Genomic DNA, 24,459 nt, shown 5'->3' with positions numbered 1-24,459 from the left:
GCCCCGATAGTAGGGCGACGACCGTTGGCTTGCTTTATATGAAGGGCCAACTATCATTGCGTTTCGGCCAATCTGCCCGCTAAAGAGGACACATGCGCAATGTCCGCATTGATGACATCGACCACGTAACGCGCGCGGTGATCGCCATCGGCACCGACTACCCGCCGGGGCATCTGTTGCCGATGCACAACCACCGGCGCGCGCAGTTGCTGTACGGCGCCACCGGCGTCATGCACGTATTCACCCAGCAAGGCAATTGGGTCGTCCCGCCGCAGCATGCGGTGTGGCTGCCGCCGCAGATGCCGCACGCGGTAAGGATGGTCGGCGTCACCACCCGCAGCCTGTACCTCGAACCCGGCGCGTTGCCCGCCGAACGGCCGCAGGTCTGCCAGGTGGTCAGCGTCACCCCGCTGATGCGCCAGCTGTTGATGGCGGCGGTGGATATGCCGCTGGAGTATGAGCAAGACGGGCGCGACGGAGCGCTGGCAACGCTGCTGCTGCATGAGCTGGCCCGGCTGCAACCTTTACCCTTGCACATTCCGCTGCCCGCCGATCCTCGGCTGGGCGAGCTGTGCCGCGCCTTTTTGCAGCACCCCGATGCCCATGACTCCGCGCAGCGGTGGGCGCCTCGTCTGTACATGAGCATTCGCACCTTCAGCCGCTTCTTTCGCGCGCAGACCGGCCTGCCGTTTTCGCAATGGCGCCAACGCGCCTGCGTGGTGCTGGCACTGGCGCTGCTGGCCGAAGGGCGCAGCGTAACGCAGGTGGCGATGGAAATGGGATATGACAGCAGCGCGGCGTTTTCAACCATGTTTCGCCGCGTGCTGGGGCAAGCGCCCTCCTCCTATCTGACGGAAGACGGGCGCGACGGTTGACGGGTTAGCGGAATTTCTTGTGGTTGGCGTCGCGGGTCTGTTTAAATCCCTGCGCCAACTGCTTCGCTTCGGCGACTTTGCCCTGATTGGCCAGCGCCAGCGCCTGATCGATCTGGCCGATCAGGGTATCCAGCCCGTGGCGGAAATCTTTCATTTCCGGGCTGTCGGCGGCTTTGTCCTCCAGCTTCGGCGGGGTGCCCTGTTTGGCGTCCTGCGCGGCGGTGCGCATGTTTTGCAGGCTCTGTTTGAGGGTAGCGGCGGAATCGGTATTCAGCACCGTTTTGTAGTTTTCCGCCAGGGTATCCATATCGTCGCCCAGATCGGCGGCGGCCGCCAGCGAACTGGCCGCCAGCAGCGTCAACGCCGCCAGCGCTTTCAGGGTATTCTGCATGTTTGCTCACCTTCCAGTTATTGTTTTAATTAACCCACCGTTACCATAGGCAAGGCCGGGCAAAACCGAAACCGGAGATTTGTAAGCAAGGTTGAGACGGGATAACGTGCGACCGGTAGGCACCGGCCGCGCAGAGGATCATTGACCGGCGATCTTCATTTCCGGCAACAGCACCGAACCACACTGGATATTGCTGCGGGTTTCGATATCGCTGCCGACGCTGACGATATTGCGCAGCATGTCTTTCAGGTTGCCGGCGATGGTGATCTCGCTGACCGGATATTGGATCTCGCCGTTTTCGACCCAGAAACCGGCGGCACCGCGCGAGTAATCGCCGGTAACGCCGCTGACGCCCTGGCCCATCAGCTCGGTCACCACCAGGCCGGTGCCAAGCTGTTTCAACATGCCGGCGAAGTCCGCGCCCTGCCCGGCAATGCGCCAGTTATGGATGCCGCCGGCATGGCCGGTGCTGTGCAGGCCCAGCTTGCGCGCCGAGTAGCTGGTCATCAGCCAGGTCTGCAGCACGCCGTCCTTGACGATATCGCGCCGCTGGGTGCGCACGCCCTCGCTGTCGAACGGCGTCGACGCCAGCCCTTTCAGCAGGTGCGGATGCTCCTCGACGGTCAGCCACTCCGGCAGGATCTGCTGGCCGAGCGAGTCCAACAGGAAGGTCGACTTGCGGTAAACGCTGCTGCCGCTGATGGCGCCTACCAGATGGCCGAACAGCCCGGTGGCCACCTCGGAGGCGAACAGCACCGGCGCCTTCATGGTCGACAGTTTGCGCGGCGCGAGACGCGCCAGCGTGCGGCGGGCACACTCCTGCCCCACCCACTCGGGGCTTTGCAGATCGCCCATCGCACGGCCGATGGTGTAAGCGTAATCTCGCTCCATATCGCCGTCCTGCTCCGCAATGACGCAGCTGGACAGCGAGTGGCGGCTGGAACAGTAGCTTTGCAGCATGCCGTGGCTGTTGCCGAACACCTTGATGCCGTAGTGGCTGTTGAAGCTGCCGCCTTCGGTGTTGGTGATGCGCTTGTCCGCCGACAGCGAAGCCTGCTCGGCGCGCGCCGCCAGCTCGATGCCGCGCTCGGCGTCCAGTTCGATCGGGTGGAACAGATCGAGATCCGGCGCCTCGAACGCCAGCAGATCTTTCTCCGCCGGGCCGGCGCAGGGATCTTCAGAGGTGTAGCGCGCGATATCCAACGCCGCCTGCACGGTGCGGGCGATGGCGTCCGGGCTGAGATCGGTGGAAGAGGCGCTGCCTTTGCGCTGACGGTGATACACGGTGATGCCCAGCGCGCCGTCGCTGTTGAACTCGACGTTTTCCACCTCGCCGAAGCGGGTGCTGACGCTGATGCCGGTCGATTTGGTGACCGCGACTTCCGCCGCGTCGGAACCGGCGCGTGCCAGCTCCAGCGCCTGAGAAACGGCCTGTTCCAGCGCCTTGCGCTGTTCTGCAACTTGAGTGACTACTTTCATCAATCTGCCATAATTAATCAGAAAATCGTTGAGAAAAGTGCCGGAGCGGCGTAGTTGTGCACGCGGGGCGGCGCGCAAAAATCCTGAGATCTCTGCCGTTGAGTCTAACAGGAACCGCGTTGAATTTCGCATAAAGCCGGCAACCTGTTAGGATTAGCCTCTTTTTAACGGAGCCTACCATGAACAAACAGCCTGAAGACTGGCTCGACGATGTCCCGGAGAATGAAAACGAGGACGATGACGAGATTATCTGGGTCAGTAAAAGTGAGATTAAACGTGATGCCGAAGCGCTGAAAGACCTGGGGGCCGAAATGGTCGATCTGGGCAAAAACGCGCTGGACCGCATTCCGTTGGACGAAGATCTGCGTGCCGCTATCGAGCTGGCGCAGAAGATCAAAAAAGAGGGCCGTCGCCGTCAGCTGCAGCTGATCGGAAAAATGCTGCGCGCCCGCGATATCGAGCCGATCCAGACCGCGCTCGACAAGCTGAAAAACCGCCACAACCAGCAGGTTTCGCTGTTCCATAAACTGGAAGCGCTGCGCGACCGCCTGGTGGAAGAAGGCGATGACGTCATTCCATCAATCCTGGAGCTGTACCCTGCCGCCGATCGCCAACAGCTGCGTTCACTGGTGCGCAACGCGCAGAAAGAGAAGGCCGCCAACAAGCCGCCTAAGGCTTACCGCCAGATCTTCCAATACCTGCGCGAGCTGGCCGAAGCGGCTGACTAAGCGCCGCCGCCATCCCGGGATGGAGCCGTTTCATCCCCGGTGATGGGCCGGCTCGCCGCTGCTTTCGCGGATATTGAAGCGCAGGCTGCCTTCCAGCTCTTCTTCCGCCTCTTCAAACAGCAGAATGATCGCGCCGAAACGACGTTTGCTGCGGGCATTCAGGTGGGTGAATTCGATTTCCACCGGCAGGCCAATATCGCCGGTCACCACGTCCCACAGCGCGTCGAGGTTGGCGCCGAACCCCTCGTCCAGCGCAAACTTGCGCGCGAAATCGCGGTAGAAGGCCGGCACATCCTGGATCTGTTCAAAATCAAACTCTACTTTTGCCATCAAACTCACTCCACACGAATGAAGTTTTTGTAATGGTCGCGCGTGACGAAGATCAGACCGTCGCTCGAATACAGCAGGCGATCGGCGCCGCGCCGGCCACACTGGTAATTGATGTCCGCTTCGCGCCAGACCCGGCCGCCGGCGGTCGGCAATTGCCCTTCACGGTTAGAGAATCGATCGCCGCCAATCGCCTTGCCCGGCAATACCGCACAGAGGTTGCCTGAACGCGGATCCCAGCCCTGCTCGCGTGCCTGCTTCTTGGTGACGTAATAATCCGGCAGCCGCTGATGCTGCTGCAGGTAACTCACCACCGTTTGCTGCTGCGTGAGCCGATCGATGCTCTGCTGCTGCCCCGCCGGGGCCTGGACCACCGCCGGGTTGCCGCCGATCGCACGGTGCTCGTTGCCGCGCAGCGCGCTGAAGACGGCGATGACCACGGCGATGACAATCGCCACCAGAATCCGCTTGTTCATGACATTCCCTGAAATTATGCCGCCGAAGGCGCCGCAGCTCCCCCAGGCTAGTTAGGTATATAGTCGACCTGGATGAAACTAAGATGACCGGCAAGTAACGTTTTCGCGGCGGTTAAGGTTTCATCCATTCATGACAATGATGCCACTTTCCAGCCGTTCTGGCACTCGGAGTCTCTCTGAAAACGGGCCGCCTCTTATGAGACGGCCGCCGAACCAGGCGCTGCTTTCAGTATAGTCAGGGAAGGCGCCGCACAACGCGGCGCAACAGGAGGGAACGCATCAATCGATCAAGGCGTGGCGATAGCGATGCAGCATGTCGGCCAGGCGTTTCACCGGCCCGGTGACGCTGAGCGGCGCCTGATTGTCCACCAATTTTTGCTGGTACTCGTTCATTTCACCCAGCAAGCGATCGTAGTAATAGGCGCGCTTGACGTCGTTCTTGGCCGAGACCACCCGATCGGCGGTGCTGCGGATCTGGCGATGGAAGGCCGACAGCTCTTCGCTGACCGGGATTTCCGCCCGCTGCATACGCTGGTGGGCGATGATCAGGTTCAGCGCCAGACGATACTTGGCGATATCATTCGGGAACATCATCAGCAGCTGGTTGAGCTGTTGATACAGCGCTGGCAGGTGGTTCTGCCGACGGCGCGCCGCCTTGGTGGTCAGCGCCGACACCGCGCTGCTGACGAACTGGTTGAGCAACGTGCGGCCGGTACGCTCGCGCGAATTGTCGCGGATCAGCAGCAGCACCATCAACCCGACGCAGCTGCCGAGGAACTGGCCGAGCGCCCCATCGAGAAACTGGGTGACGTTGAACTCCATCGGGTTGCTCAGCACCAGAATGTTGATCGTCCCTGCCAGCAGCCCCAGCGAACCGAGCCGCCGCTTTTGCACCTCAATGCCGATGAAAAACGCCAGCAGGCCGAGGCTGAGACACAGCAGCAAAATGCTCTGCTGCGTCGCCGGCAGGATCACCATGAAGAACAGGGAACCGACCGGGATCGCCGCCAGCATGCCCAGCACAAAATCCATCGCCACCATGCGCGGCGCCGGGGTGCGCATTGCCAGCGAGGTGATCACCGCAATGATCACCATAAAACCGCTGCCGGACGTCCAGCCGGTCCACAGCCACAGCAGGCTGCCGAACGCCGTCGCCACAAAGGTGCGCAGGCCGTTGATCATCGCGTGGTGCCCTTCCGCCGAGGTCGGCTTGACCACGGTTTCATTGCTCAACACGCCTTCTTCCACCGCGCTGATGCTGCCGTTGGTGTGTACGCCCTTCGACAGCAACAGGTAGCGCGTCGCCGCGCCGACCCAGCCGGTGAGAGTCGGCAGCGTTTCATCGGAGCGATGCGTGGTCAGCACCTGGCGCAACAGCTTCATGCGCTTGTGGATCTCCTGCGGGGTTTCCGCCGGCACCATCAGTTGCTCCCGCAGGCTCGCTTGCAGCGCGTCCGGGTGATTCAGCAGGATCAGATAGGTTTCGCAAGCCTGGGTGATCAGCGTCAGCGACAGGGTATGCAGCGCCTTCACCCGACGGTTGACCTTCTGCCAGCGCGAGGACTCCATCATCAGGTTGTTGCGCATGCCATCCAGCGCTGTGGTGCTCTTCACCAGATTGCTCCAGGCACGGTCGATGTCTTCTTTGTCGGCGTTGCTGATGCACATCTGCATCAGGCGATATTGATCCACCAACAGCTGATCCACCGCCCGATCGATGTCCTGCTTGATCGAACGCGGCGAGAACAGCAGATCCGCCAATACGGCGCTGACGATGCCCAGCACGATCTCGCTGCAACGCTCGATGGCGAACTGCGGCGCTTCCAGCAGATGGGCCTCGCTGGTGGCGACCGTCACGATGATGATCAGCGCGGTATAGCCGGCCAGGCCCCAGGCGTAGGAGTTCTCGACCTTGATCAGCGAAGAGAGCCAGGTGCAGAAGCCGGCCCAGATGCAGCACAGCAGCAGCATCACCACCGGCGCGCGGGCGGTGGTGATGATAATGATCAGGCCGACAAAGCAGCCGATAAAGGTGCCGATGATGCGCAGCCAGCCGCGGTGGCGGATGGCGCCGGAGAAGGGTTCACCGCCGGCGGCAAAGGCCGGGCCGGCGGCGACGATGGCGGCGGTCATCGCCGACCAGCGCGGGGTTTCCAGGTTGAGATGGAAACCGACGAACAGCGCAAACACAATCGCGAAGCTGAGTTTGAAGGCAAATCTCAGCCGGATAAAGGTTGGGCTGTTCATTAGCCGAACTCACGCAGCCGGTGCATCAGGCGCACAAAGGGCGAGCCGCTGTCGGCATTGCGATCGTTCTTGCCGACGATCACCACGGTGGCGGTGGTGCCGGCCGGGTACGGATGCTGTTGGTCCTTGGCGTCCAGCAGGATCTTCACCGGCACGCGCTGCGCCAGACGCACCCACTCCAGGTTGCTGTCGATCGAGGCCAGCCCTTTGCTGTTGACCGTGCTGCTGCTGTTGTTCACCGCCGCCGCCACGCTGTCGACGGTGCCGTGCATGATGCGGTTGCTGCCGAGCGGGGTAATCTCCGCGCGGTCGCCCTTATTCAGGCCGTTCAGCTTGGTTTCTTCCAGATACGCCAGGATGTAGAAGGAGTCTTTCTTCACCAGCGCTACCGCCACCGACCCACGGGTGATGTACTCGCCGGCATGTACGTTGAGGTTGGTGATCCAGCCATCGGACGGGGCGCGCACCGTGGTGCGCTCCAGATCCAGCTGCGCCAGTTCGCGCGCAGCCACGGCCTTCGCCAGCTGGTGTTGCACGGTCTGCAGCGAGTTGTTCGACTGGTCGATTTCCTCCTGCGACATCGCCTGCACGCCCAACTTCACGCGGCGGCCGGCCTCGCGCCGTTTTTCCGCCGCCAGCGTTTGATAGTAGGCGACATCTGCACTGGCTTCCGCCAGCGCCTGCTCATAGCGCGGCCTGTCGACCACGAACAGCACCTGGCCTTTCTTCACCAGTTGGTTGTCCACCACCGGCACTTCGGTCAGCAGGCCGCTGACGTCCGGCGCGATCGCCACCACGTCGGCGGTGAATTTGGCGTCACGCGTCCACGGCGACTCGGTGTAGAACACCCAAGCCTTGAATACGGCGGCGATGCCCAGCAACACAAGAATCAAAGTGATCGCGATTCGGGTTATTTTTATCGAAAAATTTTTCACAGCGACCTCAAACAAAAAGACACGAAATCAGATAAAACAAGCAGCAATACAGCGCGGTGTTAAACAGCGCCGGATGCCAGACAAAATCGTAAATCCCCGTTGGCTGCAACAGGCGGCGCAGGAGAAAAAACAGCGCCAGCGACACCAGCAGCTCAAAAAACACCGGCGGAAACGACAGTCCGAAGATGACCATAACCGGAAGCAAACTCATCACTTTTTCCTTATTGTTCACTGCGCCGGGAAAAGACACATCTCGCCATTCACATTCTCTTTACATTCTAGCGTGCGCGCGCCACAAATCTTGACCAGACAGCTTGTCCAGGTCACGAACCCGAAAAAAGGTTAAACTTTGGGGCAGACATCCACGACAGGGATTGCGAGGGTGCCGGAGGAGCAGCAGGATTGCGGCGCCGCTCGCTCTCGCACGTTGGTAAGGTCTATTAACCCGACCACGTTATATTAGCCTGCTTACTATCAAGGCATCAACAATCTGTGATCTAAATCACTTTTAAGCCAGAGTGAATAATGGAAAGATTAAAACGGATGTCGGTATTCGCCAAAGTGGTTGAGTTCGGGTCGTTTACCGCGGCCGCGCGCCAACTCGGCATGAGCGTTTCATCGATCAGCCAAACCGTCTCGAAACTGGAAAATGAGCTGCAGGTCAAGCTGTTGAACCGCAGCACGCGCAGCATCGGCCTGACCGAGGCCGGCAAAATCTACTATCAGGGCTGCCGGCGCATGCTGCAGGAAGTCAGTGAGGTACATGAGCAGCTGTACGCGTTTAACAATACGCCCGCCGGCACGCTGCGTATCGGCAGCTCATCCACCATGGCGCAAAACGTGCTGGCGAACATGACCGCCGAAATGATGAAAGAGTACCCGGGCTTGACCGTCAACCTGGTGACCGGCATTCCGGCACCGGATCTGATCACCGACGGATTGGATCTGGTGATCCGTACCGGCGAGCTGCAGGACTCCAGCCTGTTCTCCCGCCGCCTGGGGCAAATGCCGATGGTGGTGTGCGCCGCCAAAAGCTACCTGAGCCAATACGGCACGCCGCAGAAGCCAAGCGACATGGTCAACTTCTCCTGGCTGGAGTACAGCGTGCGGCCCGACAGTGAATTTGAACTGATGTCGCCGGAGGGCATCACCACGCGCATTTCACCGCAGGGGCGCTTCGTGACCAACGACTCCTCCACCATGATCCGTTGGCTGAAAAACGGTGCCGGCATCGCGTACGCCCCGCTGATGTGGGTGATAGAAGAGATCAAACGCGGCGAGATCGAGATCCTGTTCAAAAGCTACCATTCGGCTCCGCGACCGATCTACGCGCTCTATACCGAGAAGAACAAATTGCCGCTGAAGGTGCAGGTGTGCATCAACTATTTAACCGACTATTTCGAACGCGTAGCGGCGGTCTATCAGGGTTATCGCTGAGCGGCGCTCAAATAGCGGTGCGCCAGCGCGCCCAGCAGCATCAGCGCCAACATGCCGAGGCCCCACAGCAGCCAGACAGCGTAGCCCGCCCAGTTCAGCAGCAGAGGAAAATAGCTCGCCAGCCCGCTGCCCAGCTGTTTCAACCACGGCAGCCAGGCATCCAGCACCGCCTGCGGTACCAGACTCAACGCACCGTTCACCGGCAGCGATGCGCCGCCGGCCGCTTCCGCCAACGCCGGGAGCCAGGTCAGTACGCCGGCCACGCCCCAGGCCAGCAGCGTCCATAGCGCCATGGCTCCCAACAGCAGCGCTACCGTCCAACCGCCCCGGTTCACGGCACACCGCCGCCGCACTGTGGGCAAAAGCGGCTGCCCGGCGGCAGCGGCGCAGCGCACTGGCCGCAGGTGGCGCTCACCGCGACAAACGGCCGACCGCAGCGATGGCAATAACGTGCGCCCGGTTTATTCACCGCATGGCATTCCGGACACTGCGGCCCCGGCTCGCCATGCTGGTTATAGCGGTTGCCATGATGCCCGCCGCGGTGACCCGCGCGCTGATGACCGCCGTTAATAGCGCCTTGCCCCAACAACCTTTTCAGTAAGCTCATTCCGCCTCTCCTCTGTACATTGACGCTGAAGCTCACTGTAAACCCTGGAGTAAACTCCAGGGTAAAGCCCGGCGATGAGGATTTACGTTTCATTACATCGAAAAAGTGGCAAGGCTTTGATGCCGTTAACAAAAGCACCATCGGTATTATCCCACGCCGCCACGCTGCGTTATGCTGCGGGAACCTCCCCCTGCATCAGGAATAACCATGAAAAAAATCATACTGGACTGTGACCCGGGGCATGACGACGCCATCGCCCTGCTGCTGGCCTGGGGCAATCCGCAGATCGACCTGCTGGCGGTCACCACCGTGGTGGGTAACCAGACGCTGGACAAAGTGACACGCAATGCGCTGGCGGTGGCGCGCATCGCCAATATCACCGGCGTGCCCTTCGCCGCCGGCTGCCCGCGCCCGCTGGTGCGCAATATCGAAGTGGCGCCCGACATTCACGGCGATTCCGGCCTCGATGGCCCGGTGCTGCCGGAACCCCACCTGCAGCTGGACTCGCGCCACGCGGTGGATCTGATCATCGATACCGTGATGGCCCACCCGCCCGGCAGCGTGACGCTGATGCCGACCGGCGGCCTGACCAATATCGCCATGGCGGTGCGCAAAGAGCCGCGCATTGCCGAGCGGGTCAAGGAAGTGGTGCTGATGGGCGGTGGCTATCACGTGGGCAACTGGAGCGCGGTAGCGGAGTTCAATATCAAAATCGACCCCGAGGCGGCGCATATCGTGTTTAACGAAAAATGGCCGCTGACCATGGTCGGCCTCGATCTTACCCATCAGGCGCTGGCCACGCCGGCAGTCTGCGAGCGCATCGCCGCTCTCGGCACCCGGCCGGCCGCCTTCGTCGGCGAACTGCTGGCATTCTTTGGCCGTATGTACCAACAGGCTCAGGGTTTCAGCGCCCCGCCGGTGCACGATCCTTGCGCGGTGGCTTACGTGATCGATCCGAGCGTGATGACAGTGCGCAAAGCGCCGGTGGATATCGAACTGACCGGCACCTTGACGCTGGGTATGACGGTCGCGGACTTTCGCGCGCCGCCGCCGCCGGATTGCCACACCCAGGTCGCGGTCAAGTTGGATCAGGATAAATTCTGGGATCTGGTGGTGGATGCGCTGGAACGAATTGGCGAGGTGGAGTGAGGTTCAGGAGCATTGATAAAGCCGCCCGGTTTGGCATCGCCGGGCCGGCCATACATTTCCCTCGCGTGTAACAACACGCCTCTCACCGGCGGCCCACAAAATATTCCCATTTCCCCCCCGCCTCATTACAATGTTAGGAATATTCTTATAATAAAAATATTTTTTCTCTAGGGCCAAATTAACTCCATGAAATTTATCATTAATAAGAGAATCAGGTATCACGAGGATAATTCCAGCATAGACACGCTGGACGACTCGGCGGAACCGATTATTCTGACGGCTACGCTCAACCGGCTATTGGCGCTGTTCGTCAAAAACAACAATCAGGTACTTTCCAGAGAACACGTGTTGGCGAAAGTTTGGGAAGAACACGGGCAGGTCGCCTCCGACAATAACCTGAATAACTCGATGTCGGTACTACGCAAAATTCTGGCTGCGCTCGGTGAAGAAGATATTCTGGTCACGCTGCCCCGACAAGGTTTCTCATTCACTGCAAAAGAAATCAATACGATAGATGATCAAACGATCATTAATGAGCAAGCAAGTCCCTTCCAGGCCGCCGCCGCCCCATCTTCTCATCCTCGACTCAAGGCTGCGCTGTTGCTGCTAACGCTCTTGCTCAGCGGATGGCTGGCATTTCTGTTGCTGACCTATAAAAATAACGCCGGTATCTCTCCGGATGACTCTTTGGAACTTGGCACGATTGACCACTGCCAGGTCTACATCATGTCGCCGCATCATAAGGTTTCCCGCAATCAGCTGGATATTGAAAAGGTGGCGGACAAAGCCCGACAGTTCGGGCTGGACTGCCACATAGCCGCCAAACTCTACTATTACGACGTCGGCCTGCTCACCAGAGGGAACGGCGGCAAAGTTCAAACTCGTTTTATCGCCTATTGTCCGCTGACACCTGGCACCGGCAAGATCTTCCGCTGCGAAAATTATTATGAAAATGAAACGATTTAACGCTATTCCGATCAAGGCCTACGTTGCCATCTTACTTGTGCTCTGCATCGCCATCGTATTGCTGTCTATGCAAATACGCCGCGGAAATACGCCAGGTGCCTGCGCAACCATACTGCAAACGTTCATCACCGTCGCTCAACGGCCTACGCATGGGGTTATCCTGGTGAACACCGCCCCCTCCGCCCCAGGGAAAATGAAAATGTTGTTTAGCGGCAAGATGCAAGAGGGAGAAAAATCGTATACCGTCTCCAGAGAGCTGCTTATGCAATATGATTACAACGATACGTATTACCCCATGACAGTGGAACAAAGCATCACCAGGGCCAGAGATACCCTTTCACAAACTCAGCTGGATAAGCTCTTTCCACGAGAAGGGCAATACCTGCATATCAAGATCGACCGCCTTGACGAAAATACTTACGCTTTTTCAGACAATCATTCCCCTATGTTCGTCTGCACCACAAATTAAAGTCATGACGATCTGATAAGGAGAGGCGTTTTATCCTCTTCCTTATCAAAATATTCAGGAAAAAATGAATTAATTTCTACGCCCATTCTTGGGTTGTAGTTCAGCACCCGAGTTTTTACAGGGTGAAAGCACATCTACTGGGCAATAGGCCAGCATCATTCTCTGTCCTTCGACTCTGCCATAGTAATAGACATTCGCGCTCTGACTGCAATCAAAACCCGCCTGAGAAATCGCTTTGCCTATCTCACCCAGGTCCGCACTCTCATTCTTGATAATGTAAATCTCACAGCGTTTATAAAAACCTTTTCGAGCAATATTCATCGTTGCCGCCGATTGTTGGCTCATTCTACCCATAAAGAGGAAGATTTCCATCAACAGCAACGCCAACAGAATAAAAATCGTCAAGGCACACACAACAACACCCATGCCTTTCTTATCACCTCTAAACCCACCTTTACGCCATCCGAAGCGTTGTACAGGATCACTTGCACTCTCATCATCAGCATTCACGGGAGCGTTCTCTTCCCTGATGCTGTCGGCAGAAAATTTAAACCCCTGCCTTGGATAGGTAATTAAAATATCGTCTTCCCCCAATTTGGCAAACGAACGTCTCAAACTGGAGGCATAGGTATTTAGGTTATTGTTTGACGCTTTAAGACCGTACTCTTCCCAAACATCACTCAACAGTTTTTCCCGGTGAACAATCTCCCCATTGTTACGAACAAAAATGGACAGCAGACGGCGGGTTGGATTTTGCAGCAAAGCCTTGCTGCCGTCATCATTTACCCGCTCAAGCGTGCCCTCCCCCTCATTATAAACAATGGTTTCATTTATTATAAATTTCATACTTCAGTCCATTTAACCTACCTGTCCGATGTCAATATTGCTGCCTTCTAAGTTTTTTTTCAATTCATCAAACCACTATAACATCAGATTAATCCCAATAAATGCTAGAGCAAGGTTAATTTAACCTAATAAAAATCACCCCATTCACTTTTACATTCGGGTAAAAGAATAACAAACAGAATAAAAATCTATAAATAACTAATTATTTTTATATAAATCCTAAGTTTTAATAAAAACCATTGTTAATATTTCGAAAAAGAGTTTCCCCGGGTAAATTGGAGTCACTGCCAAAGCACGGGAAAACGGCTTTGCCAGAAAACTGACATCCATGGCGAAAATATGAAAACGCGAAAATCAGCAACAAGCAGGAACATCCCCTCTTAGCGCTGAAAGTTACTTATTATCGCCAATCGGAAAATATCTGAAGACACTTATCCTTTTAAGGAACGTAAGGGATTTATATGAAACTGAACAAAATTATGATGGCAGCGGTATTGGCTTTCGGCGCGACCTCCATGATGGTGAACGCTGCACCTAAAGATCAGGGTCACGGCACCGTGACTTTTAAAGGTTCCATTATCGAAGCTCCTTGTTCCATTACCCCGGAAACCGTGGACCAGACCGTCAACCTGGGCCAGGTGTCCAATGTCGTGTTGAAAGATGGCGGCCAGTCTTCGCCTAAATCTTTCCAGATCAAACTGGAAAACTGTGATCTGATCACTGACGATCAAGATCCGGGTAAAAACAATACCGTTTCCATTACCTTCACCGGCGCAGCTTCTGCTACCGACGCCAAACTGCTGGGTATGACGGGTACTGCGAAAGGCGCCGGCATTGCGATTACCGACGGTTCCGGCAGCCTGGTCGAACTGGGCAAAGCCTCCAGCGCGCAGACCCTGGGCAGCGGCAACAACACCCTGAGCTTCTCCGCTTACCTGCAGGGCAGCACAGCCTCTGGCGCCACCATCACCCCAGGTGATTTCCAGTCCGTCGCCGACTTTACCCTGGCTTACCAGTAATCGGCGATTGGCTATAACTCAGCATGCGGGTTACCCCGCATGCTTTTTAACGACGGGAGCGTTTTTAAATAGGGTGCCTCACATGAACTATTTTCCGGGAAAAACAGTACTCCCCTGCATATTGATTTCTGTATCGCTAAATCACGCCGCGTTAGCAGCCGACTTCACCCCATTCCAGGGGCACGTCAATATGCAAGGGACTATTTTGGATGCCGCCTGCGCCATTGCCGCCGGAAGCAGAGAGCAGGTTATCGACCTGGACATATTTCCGACGGCGGAAATCGTGCGTAATGGCCAGGGCATCTCTCATCCGTTCTCGATTGAGCTGATTAATTGCCTGCTCACTGCGTCAGAAATTGAATCACAGAATTCACAGCGTTTTCAAATGACCTTCGATGGCGAAACGGACGGTAAGTCATTTAGCGTTCAGGGTGAAGCAAAAGGGATTGCATTACAAATTATCGACGACCGCGGAAATATCGCCACACCAGGGGCACCATTATCGCATGAAGGGTTTTCGCTAAACGAGATGCAACTGAGTTATAGCCTGAGGTTAATCAGCAATAACCAGCCGCTGCATGCCGGTGCTTATTCATCCGCCGTACGTTTTAAATTGGATTATTACTGAAACAGATAAAAACGATTAAATAACAGGGTTGATGGCTATGGTGTTTTCTTTCACAGGGAAGCGGTTTCGCATACGTTTATTAAATGTCTGCCTCCTTCTGGCATACGGCGGTGTTTTATCGCCGGCTTATGCCGAAGACGGCATTCAGTTTAATACCGACGTGTTGGACGTTAACGATCGGAAAAACATCGATCTGAGCCAGTTTACCCGTAGCGGTTACATCATGCCGGGGGCTTACACCATGGCGGTGCATCTGAACAAAAACGAATTGCCAGAGCAAAGCATCTACTTTTATCCGCCGGATAACGATGCACAGGGTAGTCAGGCCTGTTTGCCCGTGGCGCTGGTGGAAAAATTGGGTCTGAAGCCCGGTATGCGGGACAAATTGACCTGGTGGCACAACGGCGAATGCCTGGATCCCTCCAGCCTGAAGGGCATGGAAGCGCGCGGCGATCTAGCGACGTCTGCGCTATACCTGAGCATCCCGCAGGCTTACCTGGAGTACACCGCGGAAAACTGGGACCCGCCCTCACGCTGGGATGAAGGCATCCCCGGGCTGTTGTTTGACTACAACCTCAACGGCCAGGCCCAGCGCCAACAGCATAACGGTACCCGCAGCTACAACCTCAGCGGCAACGGCACCGCCGGCGCCAACCTGGGCGCCTGGCGATTGCGCGCCGACTGGCAAGGCCGGATTGAACACCAAACCGGTTCCGGCCAAGGCACCGAGCAGCGGCTGGACTGGAGCCGTTACTACGCCTACCGCGCGCTGCCGGCGCTGCGTTCGCGGCTGACGCTGGGGGAGGATTACCTCAACTCGGGCCTGTTCGACAGTTTCCGTTTCAGCGGCGCCAGCCTGGTCTCGGACGACAACATGTTGCCACCCAACCTGCGCGGCTATGCGCCCGAGGTGGTGGGGATCGCCAAAAGCAACGCGCGGGTCATTATCAGCCAGCAGGGGCGGGTGATCTACGAAACCCAGGTGGCGACGGGGCCGTTCCGCATTCAGGACATCAGCGAAGCGGTATCCGGCGAACTGGACGTGCGGGTGGAAGAGCAAGACGGCAGCGTGCAGGCGTTCAAGATAAACACCGCCAGCATCCCGTACCTGGCGCGCCCCGGATCGCTGCGCTATAAGCTGGCCGGCGGCCAGCCGACGGATTGGCGCCACCGCAGCTACGGCCCCATGTTTGGCACCGGAGAATTTTCCTGGGGGGTGAGCAACGGCTGGTCGCTGTACGGTGGCGCCCTGTTCGGCGGCGATTACAACGCGCTGTCGCTGGGGATTGGCCGCGACCTGATGGCGCTGGGCGCGCTGTCGTTCGATGCCACCCAATCGCGGGCGCGCCTGCCGCATCAGGACGGCACACTCAGCGGCGGTTCATATCGTCTGAGCTATTCCAAACGCTTCGACGACTACGACAGTCAGGTGACGTTCGCCGGCTATCGCTTCTCGGAGCGGGAGTTTATGAGCATGAGCGAATACCTGGATGCGCGCAAACAAAACTATCGAAACGGCAACAGCAAAGAGATGTACACCGTCACCTTTAACCAGCAGTTCCGGGATATCGACCTGAGCATGTATCTGAACTACGACCACCAGACCTACTGGGATCGGCCGGTGAACGATCGTTACAGCCTGACGTTGTCGCGCTATTTCGATATCGGGCGCTTCAGGAACCTGAGCGTGTCGTTGATGGGGTACCGCAACAAGTACTACGGCACCAACGACGATGGCGTCACGCTGTCGCTGTCGATGCCGTGGGGCAACAATGCCACCCTGAGCTACAACGCGACGGCCAACCGGCGCGACAACAGTCACCGGGTCGGCTATTACGACCGGATTGACGAGCACAACAACTATCAGCTGAGCGCAGGCACCGCACGCCAGGGCGTCAACATGAACGGTTATTACACCCACGAAGGGGATATGGCCCAGGTCAGCGCCAACGCCAGCTACCAGGAAGGCAGCTATCGATCGCTCGGCTTCACCGCCCAGGGCGGCATGACGGTCACTCCGGAAGGTGGCGCGCTGCACCGCAACGGCATGCCGGGCGGCACCCGCCTGCTGCTGGACACCGACGGCGTGGCCGGCGTGCCGGTGCGCGGCTATGGCAGCACCGTGGAAACCAACCGTTTCGGCAAGGCGGTGGTGAGCGACGTCAGCAGCTACTACCGCAACAGCGCCAGTATCGACGTAAACAAGCTGCGAGACAACGCCGAAGCCACCAAGTCCGTGGTGCAGGCTACCCTGACCGAAGGGGCTATCGGCTACCGCAAGTTCGATGTGATTGCCGGGGAGAAGGCGATGGCGGTCATCAGGCTGGCGGACGGCAGCACGCCGCCGTTCGGCGCCACGGTGATGAACGCGAAAAAACAGGACACAGGGATCGTCAACGACGGCGGCAGCGTCTACCTGAGCGGCATCCAGCCAGGTGAAAGCATGACGGTGCACTGGAACGGCGCGGCTCAGTGCGCCATCAAGCTGCCGAACACGCTGCCGGAAGGCGAATTGAACAGCCTGCTGCTGCCGTGCCGTACGCAGCCGGAAAACATAAACCCTAATTTGAATCAGTAAGAGTGAGCTTTATGAAGATGAAATCGGTAATGCCCCCCTGCAACCTGGCCCTGCTCTCTGTGCTGGGCGCCCTATTGACGCCCCAAGCGCAGGCCGCGATTGCGCTGGATCGCACCCGCGTGGTGTTCGACGGCGGGCAAAACTCGGTGAGCCTGAACATCAGCAACCAGAACAAACAGCTGCCATACCTGGCGCAGGGCTGGTTGGAAGATGAACAGGGCAACAAAATCCAGAGCCCACTGGTGGTGTTGCCGCCAGTGCAACGGGTAGAGCCGGGCAAGCCGAGCCAGGTGAAGATCCAGGCGCTGCCGGCCGCGAAGCAACTGCCGCAGGACCGCGAGACGCTGTACTACTTCAACCTGCGCGAAATCCCGCCGCGCAGCGACAAACCGAACACCCTGCAGATCGCGCTGCAGACGCGCATCAAGCTGTTTTACCGCCCGGCGGGGATCATGCCGACCCAGGCGCAGATGGCCGTGCCGTGGCAGGAGCAGCTGACGCTGAGCAAGCAGGGCGACAAGTATCAGGTAAACAACCCGACGCCGTACTACGTCACGCTGGTGGATGCGGGCAGTAAAAAAGGCGTTCCGGGCGTGAAAGACTTTGCGCCGCTGATGGTGCCGCCAAAAGGTTCTGCGGCGCTCGGCGTCAATGCGGCTGCACTCGGCGCCAGCCCGGTGCTGACCTATATCAACGACTACGGCGGCCGGCCACAGCTGACTTTTAACTGCAGCGGCAGCGCCTGCCGGGTCGCGCCGGAAAAGAGCAAGTCCTGATCCGAACGATTGCAACCGATGCCAGGAGACAAGGCGATGCAAGACACAAACAACAAACTGGGTTGCCTCGACTGGCAGTACTACCTGACGCTGGCGGCGCTGGTTGTGATGATCCCCCTCAGCACCGTTACCGCACTGTGGCTGCTGCCCGAAGCGCGAGGCCAGACGCCGGATGGCCACTATGCCGACGGCAGCAGCGGCGTGTTGTACGTGCGCGGCGCGCTGACCGAAAGCGCCTGCCGGCTGGAAATGGCCAGTGCGCGGCAGGAAATCCGGCTGGGCGACGTCGCCACCGGGCGGTTGCAGCAAATGGGCGATCGCGGCACACCGGTGACATTCCGGCTGCAGCTGCAGGATTGCCTGCGCAGCCCGGTGGGCGGGCGGGATTACCGTACCGGCGCACTGGCCTGGGCCCCACAGCAGCCGGCGGTTGCAGTGAGCTTCAGCGCGCCGGCGGATGCGGATAACCCGCAATTGGTGCGGGTCAACGGCGCCGGTGGCCTGGGGCTGCGCCTGTTGGACGCCGCCGGGCAGGACGTGCGCCTGGGCAGCCGCGGGCGGCCGCTGCTGCTGACGCCGGGGCAAAACAGCCTGAACTATACGGTAGCGGCGGAAAGAACGGCGGCGCTGCTCACCCCCGGCGCCTATCGCGCCACGGTCGATTTTCGGTTGAGCTATGACTGAGCGGGGCCCCCGCCAGAAAGAAACGGTGCGCTTTGCCGGGCGACTACATCGATGGAGCGTTAATCGGCATAACAAACGCCGTAAGGAAGAAAACATGAAGCGGTCGCGGTTGGCATTATTACTCCTGCCGTTCATCGGCGGCATGATTGCACAGGCAACAGCCGCCGAGAACATGCGCTTCTCCGGCACCCTGATCGCCCCACCGCCCTGCACCATCAACAACGGGCAGATGGTGGATGTGGATTTTGGCCAGCGCGTCGGGGTGAAGAAGGTGGACGGCAAAAACTACCTGCAGGAAGTGAAATACGAGATTAAGTGTGAGGATGGCATCAGCGGGCTGGTATTGGGGCTGACGGTCATCGGCACGCCTGCGGGTTTTGACGATGCGGCGTTGAAAACGGATATCACCGATCTGGGGATCCGGATACTGCGTGACGGGCAGTCGTTCAAGCTGAATCAACGCATTGCCATTGATGCCGAAAACCTGCCGGTGCTGCAGGCCGTACCGGTGAAAAAACCCGGCGTGGAACTCAATACCGGGGCATTCGTCGCTTTGGCAACGCTGCTGGCGGACTATCAGTAGGAGAAATGGTATGGGCAACAATATGATTTCGCTGGGCGGTTTGCTCATCACCCTGCTGGTGGCCTCTTACGGCGCCACTGCGGCGGAGAATTTTAAGCTGCATGGCGCGTTGGTGACTGAACCCTGCTCGCTCGAAGCCGGTGACGAGAATATCGAGCTGGATTTCGGCAGCGTGGTGGATAAATACCTGTATCAGCACCAGCGCACCAACAGCAAATCTTTCACCCTGCGCCTGATGGATTGCGATATCAGCCTGGGTAACACGGTGCAAATCAGCTTTAGCGGGGCAGAAAATCCTGCACTCCCGGGATTGCTGGCCCTAGCCGGCGGCAGTGGGGCGCAAGGGGTGGCGATAGGATTCGAAACCGCTTCGGGGCACGCGCTGCCGCTCGACGCCTGGAGTGCGCAAGAGGCGCTGAGCGACGGTGACAATATGATGGCGTTAAAGGCTTATATTCAGGCAGAACCCAATGCCATTGCCAATAAAAACATCCAACTGGGTGAGTTCCATGCCGTCGCCACCTTCAGCCTGCGATATGAATAAGCCCCTATTTATCGCACTGCAGGCTATTTTCAACTTCTGGCGATAAAAATAAGGAGAACGCCATGCGCTCATTTAGCTATAACCCAGCCAACCGCCGGAGAAAAATACATCCCGCGTTGTTCACGGCACTTCTGACTTGCTGTTTTTTCGCTCGGGCAGACATTGCAGTATATATCTCTGGGACTATCACGGCTCCCCCTTGTGTGATTAATGCTGATCAAATGATCAACGTAGACTTTGGTGACAGCCTTGTCACCACCCGGATCGATGAAGACGCCGCCACTGGGCAGCAGAACGTAAAAACCATTGTCTATACGCTGCAATGCGACCGGAATATCAAGGCAAGAATGAAAATTTTGGGTCCGCCAGCCCCCTTTGATCCACGTTTGTTAGCTGCCGGACAAGATAATTTAGGCATTGCGATACGCATAGATAACAAGGTGATAGAGGTAAACAACACCGAGTATGAATTTACCTATCCGAACTCCCCCAAGCTGGTCGCGTTGCCGGTTAAAGCAGCGAATACAGTACTGGAAGGAGGTAGGTTTGATGTCGGTGCAACTATGGTACTGAGCTTCCCGTAATAACAATAAAAATTACCTTTCATTATTCGGGGTTCTGGTAGCTATCTTCACCAACATTGTTAAGAGAAAAGAACATTGGGTTGAGTATAGATGGTCAGACAATTTCCTAATTCAACCATAAAAAACATTCGGAGAAAAAATGAAAGCTGGAATCCTATCAACAATACTTTATTTATGCATTGGCATTAGCAATAACGCTTTCGCTAACTATAGCATGTACCCTTCCCCTCCTCTATACAACGTTAATAACGAGACAATACGTCAAAGTTTCACTTTGGGTTATTGGGATCCCAAGGACCCTCGCTTATTTCCATGCGGACCACGGCCTACCGGCAACCCAGAATTATTCTGTGACTTCAGATTAATTATTTCCACTTCAAGAGGAGAGACAATAGAAACTTTAGAAAACCAGGGATTTGTTGTCGTCGCCAACTCAGGTTTCAAAACGTTTGGTGAGCTTGCCGCTAACAATCTGAATATAAACACTCAGAATGTTTTTGTGGTCTATCGACGCAATCTATGGGAGCCTGGGCTATGTGCCAGACTCATGGTGAATAAGGTTCCTATCGAGGGAAACAGCTGCGTACAGCTTCCCCCAGTAGACAGCGGGGTTTGTAATTTTAAAACCAGTTATATCACATTGCCGCATAATATTGTTTATCGCGATGCGATTGATGGTAACAAAGCTGCGGCAACGATAACGATAGACTGTGAATATAAACCGTCCAATATACGCATCAAGTTATTTGAAGCCATGACAAAAAGCAACGAAGTCAAACTGCGCCCGGATGGCAGCCTGTTTTCTAAATTAAAGATAAACGGTGTTGATGGTGAGACGGGCATTAGCATTTCCAATGCCATAGGCTCTCATACGTTTGAGATAAGCTCGACACTACGCAGCGTCGGGCAGCCCGCAACTGGCGCCTTCTCCGGCAGTGGCGTTGCCGTTATGGAGTATTACTAGAGACGTATTAAAAATAACATTAGGTCAATACCCCCGGATAAAAATCATCAGGTGCATCAAAAAATATGAGGGCCACTCGCAAAAATGAGGTGAATAATATGAAAGAAGAAATCAACATTTTCATTCAAGACAACAACGTTTTTTTTGCCAATGGTATTAAATTCGCGCTGATGGACTATTTCCGCCAGCAAGAAAGGAAAATAAAATTTATCCGCCAGGACGACTATGGGGCTCGGATAGATTTCGCCTTTATCTCGGCGCCGCTGGCCAAACGAACCTGTTACTGCCATACGTTGCCGCACGCCGTCCATCATGACACCCGGTTTTTTACCATCAGGGAGCGGCAACATCACAGCCTGGATAATCTTCCGAAATGCGCACTGGAATGTGGCACCTTATACCGTCGGGAGCCCGGCGATGCCATTGTTCAACTGCTGGAAAACGTGGTGGATAAGCCTTTCACCGGCAGGCGTGAGCAGTGCAAAACGTGTTCCGGCAAGCGGTTGACGCGGCGGGAAAGGGAAGTGCTTTCCTATCTGTGCACCGGAGCAAGCCAAAGCAAAACCGCCGAATATATGCATATCAGCGTGAAAACCGTGCATGCCCATAAGCAGGCGATGATGAAAAAGATGGATCTGAGACGAAAACAGGACTTTATCTATTGGGTGCTAAAAAACCGGACTCATGGCGCATTTCAGCTTGAATAGCAGCGAATGCCAGCATTAATCTTATTGTTGATAATAATACCCACTACGCCAGGCACAGTTAACGAGCACTGAGAGTTAACATCGGCGAATTAATACGATGCAAAACTCGACGATAAAAACGCGATTCCATTAATTACAATTAACACATTCACTAAATATATACTTTCATGTCAAAGATGAAAGGTGACTGCATTGTTACTCACTGAGGAAAGCGATAAATTGTCGCTGCGATAATCATCATCTCTCATCAATAAAAAGGACTTAAAATGAAAAAGACTCACCTGCTCATCGCCGGATCGCTGTTTTTCCTCTCCGCATTATCACAGGCGGCCGTAACGATTAACGGCGAATCCGTCGCTCCCGGCAGCCACACCGTCGACAGTTCAGGTAAAATTACCCAAACCGGCACAACCGACGGCCAGGGCAACGCCGCCGGCGTTATCGTTGGCGACGGCGCAAATTCAACGTTGTGCGCCAATCCGTTCTTCAAAAAAGTGCTGCCTCAGTGCCGTTAATTGCTATTATTTTATTTTTAATGCAATACGCCCCACCAGGCGTATTTTTTATGGGAACAGAGCATAGTCGAAACGTTGCTTTTTCCGGCTTCATGGACAGAACCTGAGCGATTTGCGAAAATCCCGAACGGCAAATTTTGACAACACGGAATATCGATAGGGAAAAATCAATATATGTTCGCAATTAACACCCGGTTCAAACGGCGGGTTTTCGCATGACCGAGAAATCTGCCTTTCCGGCGCCGGCTATCGCCGTGCTGCCCCTGCTGCTAACCTGGATGGCGGCGATCCTGCCGTTTTATCACCCCAACATGGGCGGCGGCGGCCTGGCGCTACCGCAAAATATTCTGGCTTGGGGCGCCATGGCGCTCACCACGCTGATAGTAACCTTCACCGTTTGCCTCGGCCGCGCCCGTCTTTCGCTGACTCCTACCGCACGCCTGTTATTGCTCGGCATCGCCGTGCTGGCGCTGCCGCTGCTGTATACCCGCCCCGAATGGCGCGAAGATGCCCTGTGGCGCTGCGCCGGTTTGTTCGGCGGTTGGCTGTTCTATATTGCCTGCCTGCAGCTGCGCCTAACTCCCCGGCAGCGCGAGCTGTTGCTGTACGGCCTGCTGTTCGCCGTCGGCGTTCAGGCGCTATTGGCAGCTCTGCAGCTGTTCGCCCCAACTTTGGCCTGGGTGGCCCCCAATGGCAGCCGCGTTTACGGCGTCTTCCAGCAACCGAACGTGCTGGGCAGCTTTATCGCCACCGGTCTGGCTTTGGCGCTCTGGCTACTGCTTGCCCCTCTCTCTGCGCCAACGTGGCGGCGGCAGCTCCCGCTGCTCGCGTTGCTGGCCGCTTTCTCCGCCCTGCTGGTGCTGATCCAGTCGCGCGCCGCCTGGTTGGGGGGCGCCTTGGCGGCAGTGCTACTGCTGTGGCGTTTTGCCCGCCAGCACCCGGCCGTGAGCCGCTGGGCCGGCGGTGCGCTGCTGCTGGGTATCGCCCTTGGCCTGATAGTACTGTTCACCGGCTTTGGCCTGGATGGCCGCTCAGGTCTTATCGCACGCGAAGGTTCTAATTATTCACGTCTGACTATGCTGCAAGATACCCTAAGTATGATCCTGGCCAAACCGCTGCTGGGCTGGGGCTACGGCGGCTTTGAATACAGCTTCGCGCACTTCCGTCTGCAGACAATGCCCTGGCGAGAAGTGCTGGAAGTCGCCGGGCATCCGCACAATGAAATCCTGCTATGGTGGGTTGAAGGCGGCCTGCCGGCGCTGACGGGTATCGCTATCGTCCTCGTCGCCGGCGCGTTGCTGTTGAAACGCGCCTGGCAGCGGGATCGCAAGCAGCCGGCCGGCGCCCGCGTCGGCCTGTTCCTGGTGCTGCTGCCAATGCTGGTACACACCCAACTGGAATACCCTTTCTATCTGTCTGCGCCGCATTGGCTGGCGTTTCTGCTGCTGCTGGCGCTGCTGGACGGCCAAACCAGCGAGCCCCGCCCGCTGCCGTTCGCCAAAGCCCTGAGCCTGCCGGTGGCGATGGCGGCGGTCGGCGTGCTGGTGATGGCGGTCTTCGCCTGGCAAGGGCGCATGGCGCTCACCCAATCGGAGCGCACCATGCTGGCTACCATCGACAGCATCGAGCAGATGCCGCCGCCGGCCGCCTGGATCTATCGGGAGCGCAAAACCTTCGACGAACAATCTCACGCGCTGCTGGTCTATAACCAAACGCGTGATGATGCCCTGTTGATCGGTTATCGGCAGTGGGCCAATGCCTATCTGCAGCGCCGCATCGACGCCAACGTCTACGCTACGCTGATCATGATTTTGCGTTACCAGGGCGCTCAGGTGGAAGCCGACGCTCGCCTGCGGGAGGCCGCTTTCCTGTTTGCGCGGGATGCACGGTTCAGATAGGGCCCATGCAGGTGGGGCGATGCCTCGCCGCTCTCACCTGCAGGGCT

Annotated in this window: 28 protein-coding genes; 18 read left to right on the top strand and 10 right to left on the bottom strand. The window is 57.1% G+C overall.

The genetic code is table 11. The annotated features are described in order from the left end of the window. Positions 1-92 precede the first annotated feature (92 nt). Positions 93-875, top strand: coding sequence for an AraC family transcriptional regulator (locus ACJ8HT_RS14965; RefSeq protein ID WP_194572453.1), 783 nt, complete (start codon positions 93-95; stop codon positions 873-875). A gap of 4 nt (positions 876-879) precedes the next feature. On the opposite strand, the gene cybC is transcribed toward ACJ8HT_RS14965, so the two are convergent. Continuing rightward, positions 880-1,266: a cytochrome b562 gene (gene cybC / locus ACJ8HT_RS14960; protein ID WP_049273716.1), complete on the bottom strand. Its 387-nt coding sequence runs from the start codon at positions 1,264-1,266 to the stop codon at positions 880-882. A gap of 138 nt (positions 1,267-1,404) precedes the next feature. Then, positions 1,405-2,745: a metalloprotease PmbA gene (gene pmbA, locus ACJ8HT_RS14955; protein ID WP_194572454.1), complete on the bottom strand. Its 1,341-nt coding sequence runs from the start codon at positions 2,743-2,745 to the stop codon at positions 1,405-1,407. A gap of 179 nt (positions 2,746-2,924) precedes the next feature. Between pmbA and yjgA the strand changes: the two genes are divergently transcribed. Continuing rightward, entirely contained in the window at positions 2,925-3,473 is a 549-nt protein-coding gene (gene yjgA / locus ACJ8HT_RS14950) for a ribosome biogenesis factor YjgA (protein ID WP_049198541.1), read from the top strand. A 30-nt stretch (positions 3,474-3,503) separates the two neighbouring features. On the opposite strand, the gene ACJ8HT_RS14945 is transcribed toward yjgA, so the two are convergent. The 5 genes from ACJ8HT_RS14945 to aaeX form a co-directional block, all read right to left on the bottom strand. After that, the gene (locus tag ACJ8HT_RS14945) at positions 3,504-3,803 is read right to left on the bottom strand and encodes a barstar family protein (protein ID WP_047730838.1); all 300 of its coding nucleotides are present in this window, start codon (positions 3,801-3,803) and stop codon (positions 3,504-3,506) included. Between the two features lie 5 nt (positions 3,804-3,808). Then, on the bottom strand, positions 3,809-4,276 hold the full coding sequence (locus ACJ8HT_RS14940) for a ribonuclease (protein ID WP_141960343.1): 468 nt from the start codon (positions 4,274-4,276) through the stop codon (positions 3,809-3,811). 279 nt (positions 4,277-4,555) lie between these two features. Further along, positions 4,556-6,523, bottom strand: coding sequence for a p-hydroxybenzoic acid efflux pump subunit AaeB (gene aaeB, locus ACJ8HT_RS14935; RefSeq protein ID WP_049273719.1), 1,968 nt, complete (start codon positions 6,521-6,523; stop codon positions 4,556-4,558). Continuing rightward, entirely contained in the window at positions 6,523-7,458 is a 936-nt protein-coding gene (aaeA, locus tag ACJ8HT_RS14930) for a p-hydroxybenzoic acid efflux pump subunit AaeA (protein ID WP_123892736.1), read from the bottom strand. Before aaeA ends, aaeB begins: the two co-directional genes overlap by 1 nt. Positions 7,459-7,465: 7 nt before the next feature. After that, positions 7,466-7,669 carry a p-hydroxybenzoic acid efflux pump operon protein AaeX gene (aaeX, locus tag ACJ8HT_RS14925; protein WP_004936952.1) on the bottom strand — a complete coding sequence of 68 codons (204 nt, stop codon included), beginning with the start codon at positions 7,667-7,669 and terminating at the stop codon, positions 7,466-7,468. A 314-nt stretch (positions 7,670-7,983) separates the two neighbouring features. Here aaeX and aaeR point away from each other — a divergent pair, with 314 nt between their 5' ends. Further along, positions 7,984-8,895 (top strand): HTH-type transcriptional activator AaeR, encoded by a 912-nt coding sequence (gene aaeR, locus ACJ8HT_RS14920; RefSeq protein ID WP_194572455.1) that lies wholly within the window; start codon positions 7,984-7,986, stop codon positions 8,893-8,895. On the opposite strand, the gene ACJ8HT_RS14915 is transcribed toward aaeR, so the two are convergent. Then, positions 8,886-9,230, bottom strand: coding sequence for a hypothetical protein (locus ACJ8HT_RS14915; protein ID WP_194572456.1), 345 nt, complete (start codon positions 9,228-9,230; stop codon positions 8,886-8,888). The genes aaeR and ACJ8HT_RS14915 overlap by 10 nt on opposite strands. Next, entirely contained in the window at positions 9,227-9,502 is a 276-nt protein-coding gene (locus ACJ8HT_RS14910) for a zinc-ribbon domain-containing protein (protein WP_197653044.1), read from the bottom strand. Before ACJ8HT_RS14910 ends, ACJ8HT_RS14915 begins: the two co-directional genes overlap by 4 nt. A 207-nt stretch (positions 9,503-9,709) precedes the next feature. On the opposite strand from ACJ8HT_RS14910, the gene uriH reads away from it, so the two are divergent. From uriH to ACJ8HT_RS14895, 3 genes are all read left to right on the top strand, one after another. Beyond that, positions 9,710-10,651 carry a uridine-preferring nucleoside hydrolase UriH gene (uriH, locus tag ACJ8HT_RS14905; RefSeq protein WP_197653045.1) on the top strand — a complete coding sequence of 314 codons (942 nt, stop codon included), beginning with the start codon at positions 9,710-9,712 and terminating at the stop codon, positions 10,649-10,651. A gap of 186 nt (positions 10,652-10,837) precedes the next feature. Beyond that, on the top strand, positions 10,838-11,617 hold the full coding sequence (locus ACJ8HT_RS14900) for a winged helix-turn-helix domain-containing protein (RefSeq protein WP_195873713.1): 780 nt from the start codon (positions 10,838-10,840) through the stop codon (positions 11,615-11,617). After that, a complete protein-coding gene (locus ACJ8HT_RS14895) occupies positions 11,598-12,086 on the top strand; it encodes a hypothetical protein (RefSeq protein WP_195873714.1) in 489 nt (162 codons plus the stop codon). The genes ACJ8HT_RS14900 and ACJ8HT_RS14895 overlap by 20 nt, the downstream gene beginning before the upstream one ends. 69 nt (positions 12,087-12,155) lie before the next feature. On the opposite strand, the gene ACJ8HT_RS14890 is transcribed toward ACJ8HT_RS14895, so the two are convergent. Next, positions 12,156-12,932 carry a winged helix-turn-helix domain-containing protein gene (locus ACJ8HT_RS14890; RefSeq protein WP_195873715.1) on the bottom strand — a complete coding sequence of 259 codons (777 nt, stop codon included), beginning with the start codon at positions 12,930-12,932 and terminating at the stop codon, positions 12,156-12,158. A gap of 461 nt (positions 12,933-13,393) precedes the next feature. Here ACJ8HT_RS14890 and ACJ8HT_RS14885 point away from each other — a divergent pair, with 461 nt between their 5' ends. The 12 genes from ACJ8HT_RS14885 to ACJ8HT_RS14830 all read left to right on the top strand — a co-directional run bounded on the left by ACJ8HT_RS14885 (position 13,394) and on the right by ACJ8HT_RS14830 (position 24,412). Next, positions 13,394-13,951 (top strand): fimbrial protein, encoded by a 558-nt coding sequence (locus tag ACJ8HT_RS14885; protein WP_195873716.1) that lies wholly within the window; start codon positions 13,394-13,396, stop codon positions 13,949-13,951. Positions 13,952-14,033: 82 nt separating this feature from the next. Then, positions 14,034-14,579, top strand: coding sequence for a fimbrial protein (locus ACJ8HT_RS14880; RefSeq protein WP_195873717.1), 546 nt, complete (start codon positions 14,034-14,036; stop codon positions 14,577-14,579). Positions 14,580-14,616: 37 nt separating this feature from the next. Next, positions 14,617-17,157 carry an outer membrane usher protein gene (locus ACJ8HT_RS14875; protein WP_197653046.1) on the top strand — a complete coding sequence of 847 codons (2,541 nt, stop codon included), beginning with the start codon at positions 14,617-14,619 and terminating at the stop codon, positions 17,155-17,157. Positions 17,158-17,168: 11 nt separating this feature from the next. After that, entirely contained in the window at positions 17,169-17,933 is a 765-nt protein-coding gene (locus tag ACJ8HT_RS14870; RefSeq protein ID WP_274611581.1) for a fimbria/pilus periplasmic chaperone, read from the top strand. A 36-nt stretch (positions 17,934-17,969) separates the two neighbouring features. Continuing rightward, a complete protein-coding gene (locus tag ACJ8HT_RS14865) occupies positions 17,970-18,617 on the top strand; it encodes a fimbrial protein (protein WP_197653047.1) in 648 nt (215 codons plus the stop codon). Between the two features lie 94 nt (positions 18,618-18,711). Further along, on the top strand, positions 18,712-19,200 hold the full coding sequence (locus ACJ8HT_RS14860) for a fimbrial protein (RefSeq protein ID WP_197653048.1): 489 nt from the start codon (positions 18,712-18,714) through the stop codon (positions 19,198-19,200). Positions 19,201-19,210: 10 nt separating this feature from the next. After that, positions 19,211-19,744 carry a fimbrial protein gene (locus tag ACJ8HT_RS14855; protein ID WP_195873721.1) on the top strand — a complete coding sequence of 178 codons (534 nt, stop codon included), beginning with the start codon at positions 19,211-19,213 and terminating at the stop codon, positions 19,742-19,744. 62 nt (positions 19,745-19,806) lie between these two features. Next, entirely contained in the window at positions 19,807-20,328 is a 522-nt protein-coding gene (locus tag ACJ8HT_RS14850) for a fimbrial protein (RefSeq protein ID WP_195873722.1), read from the top strand. Between the two features lie 139 nt (positions 20,329-20,467). After that, positions 20,468-21,292, top strand: coding sequence for an MrpH family fimbial adhesin (locus ACJ8HT_RS14845; RefSeq protein WP_197653049.1), 825 nt, complete (start codon positions 20,468-20,470; stop codon positions 21,290-21,292). Positions 21,293-21,390: 98 nt separating this feature from the next. After that, the gene (locus ACJ8HT_RS14840) at positions 21,391-21,999 is read left to right on the top strand and encodes a helix-turn-helix transcriptional regulator (RefSeq protein WP_197653050.1); all 609 of its coding nucleotides are present in this window, start codon (positions 21,391-21,393) and stop codon (positions 21,997-21,999) included. A gap of 266 nt (positions 22,000-22,265) precedes the next feature. Continuing rightward, entirely contained in the window at positions 22,266-22,514 is a 249-nt protein-coding gene (locus tag ACJ8HT_RS14835; protein WP_195873725.1) for a hypothetical protein, read from the top strand. 215 nt (positions 22,515-22,729) lie between these two features. Continuing rightward, complete coding sequence (locus tag ACJ8HT_RS14830) at positions 22,730-24,412, top strand: PglL family O-oligosaccharyltransferase (RefSeq protein WP_197653051.1); 1,683 nt, start codon at positions 22,730-22,732, stop codon at positions 24,410-24,412. The last annotated feature ends 47 nt before the right edge of the window (positions 24,413-24,459 follow it).

Origin of the sequence: Serratia sp. CY44782, from assembly GCF_052168715.1 — a bacterium.
Taxonomy (GTDB): domain Bacteria; phylum Pseudomonadota; class Gammaproteobacteria; order Enterobacterales; family Enterobacteriaceae; genus Serratia; species Serratia nevei.
This window is presented reverse-complemented; position numbering and strand designations above follow the sequence as displayed.

What these genes read in the sequence shown, in the direction of transcription:
- ACJ8HT_RS14965 (WP_194572453.1), top strand. Translation starts at nt 93, where the DNA reads ATGCGCAATGTCCGCATTGATGACATCGACCACGTAACGCGCGCGGTG.
- cybC (WP_049273716.1), bottom strand. Translation starts at nt 1,266, where the DNA reads ATGCAGAATACCCTGAAAGCGCTGGCGGCGTTGACGCTGCTGGCGGCC.
- pmbA (WP_194572454.1), bottom strand. Translation starts at nt 2,745, where the DNA reads ATGAAAGTAGTCACTCAAGTTGCAGAACAGCGCAAGGCGCTGGAACAG.
- yjgA (WP_049198541.1), top strand. Translation starts at nt 2,925, where the DNA reads ATGAACAAACAGCCTGAAGACTGGCTCGACGATGTCCCGGAGAATGAA.
- ACJ8HT_RS14945 (WP_047730838.1), bottom strand. Translation starts at nt 3,803, where the DNA reads ATGGCAAAAGTAGAGTTTGATTTTGAACAGATCCAGGATGTGCCGGCC.
- ACJ8HT_RS14940 (WP_141960343.1), bottom strand. Translation starts at nt 4,276, where the DNA reads ATGAACAAGCGGATTCTGGTGGCGATTGTCATCGCCGTGGTCATCGCC.
- aaeB (WP_049273719.1), bottom strand. Translation starts at nt 6,523, where the DNA reads ATGAACAGCCCAACCTTTATCCGGCTGAGATTTGCCTTCAAACTCAGC.
- aaeX (WP_004936952.1), bottom strand. Translation starts at nt 7,669, where the DNA reads ATGAGTTTGCTTCCGGTTATGGTCATCTTCGGACTGTCGTTTCCGCCG.
- aaeR (WP_194572455.1), top strand. Translation starts at nt 7,984, where the DNA reads ATGGAAAGATTAAAACGGATGTCGGTATTCGCCAAAGTGGTTGAGTTC.
- ACJ8HT_RS14910 (WP_197653044.1), bottom strand. Translation starts at nt 9,502, where the DNA reads ATGAGCTTACTGAAAAGGTTGTTGGGGCAAGGCGCTATTAACGGCGGT.
- uriH (WP_197653045.1), top strand. Translation starts at nt 9,710, where the DNA reads ATGAAAAAAATCATACTGGACTGTGACCCGGGGCATGACGACGCCATC.
- ACJ8HT_RS14900 (WP_195873713.1), top strand. Translation starts at nt 10,838, where the DNA reads ATGAAATTTATCATTAATAAGAGAATCAGGTATCACGAGGATAATTCC.
- ACJ8HT_RS14895 (WP_195873714.1), top strand. Translation starts at nt 11,598, where the DNA reads ATGAAAATGAAACGATTTAACGCTATTCCGATCAAGGCCTACGTTGCC.
- ACJ8HT_RS14890 (WP_195873715.1), bottom strand. Translation starts at nt 12,932, where the DNA reads ATGAAATTTATAATAAATGAAACCATTGTTTATAATGAGGGGGAGGGC.
- ACJ8HT_RS14885 (WP_195873716.1), top strand. Translation starts at nt 13,394, where the DNA reads ATGAAACTGAACAAAATTATGATGGCAGCGGTATTGGCTTTCGGCGCG.
- ACJ8HT_RS14880 (WP_195873717.1), top strand. Translation starts at nt 14,034, where the DNA reads ATGAACTATTTTCCGGGAAAAACAGTACTCCCCTGCATATTGATTTCT.
- ACJ8HT_RS14875 (WP_197653046.1), top strand. Translation starts at nt 14,617, where the DNA reads ATGGTGTTTTCTTTCACAGGGAAGCGGTTTCGCATACGTTTATTAAAT.
- ACJ8HT_RS14870 (WP_274611581.1), top strand. Translation starts at nt 17,169, where the DNA reads ATGAAGATGAAATCGGTAATGCCCCCCTGCAACCTGGCCCTGCTCTCT.
- ACJ8HT_RS14865 (WP_197653047.1), top strand. Translation starts at nt 17,970, where the DNA reads ATGCAAGACACAAACAACAAACTGGGTTGCCTCGACTGGCAGTACTAC.
- ACJ8HT_RS14860 (WP_197653048.1), top strand. Translation starts at nt 18,712, where the DNA reads ATGAAGCGGTCGCGGTTGGCATTATTACTCCTGCCGTTCATCGGCGGC.
- ACJ8HT_RS14855 (WP_195873721.1), top strand. Translation starts at nt 19,211, where the DNA reads ATGGGCAACAATATGATTTCGCTGGGCGGTTTGCTCATCACCCTGCTG.
- ACJ8HT_RS14850 (WP_195873722.1), top strand. Translation starts at nt 19,807, where the DNA reads ATGCGCTCATTTAGCTATAACCCAGCCAACCGCCGGAGAAAAATACAT.
- ACJ8HT_RS14845 (WP_197653049.1), top strand. Translation starts at nt 20,468, where the DNA reads ATGAAAGCTGGAATCCTATCAACAATACTTTATTTATGCATTGGCATT.
- ACJ8HT_RS14840 (WP_197653050.1), top strand. Translation starts at nt 21,391, where the DNA reads ATGAAAGAAGAAATCAACATTTTCATTCAAGACAACAACGTTTTTTTT.
- ACJ8HT_RS14835 (WP_195873725.1), top strand. Translation starts at nt 22,266, where the DNA reads ATGAAAAAGACTCACCTGCTCATCGCCGGATCGCTGTTTTTCCTCTCC.
- ACJ8HT_RS14830 (WP_197653051.1), top strand. Translation starts at nt 22,730, where the DNA reads ATGACCGAGAAATCTGCCTTTCCGGCGCCGGCTATCGCCGTGCTGCCC.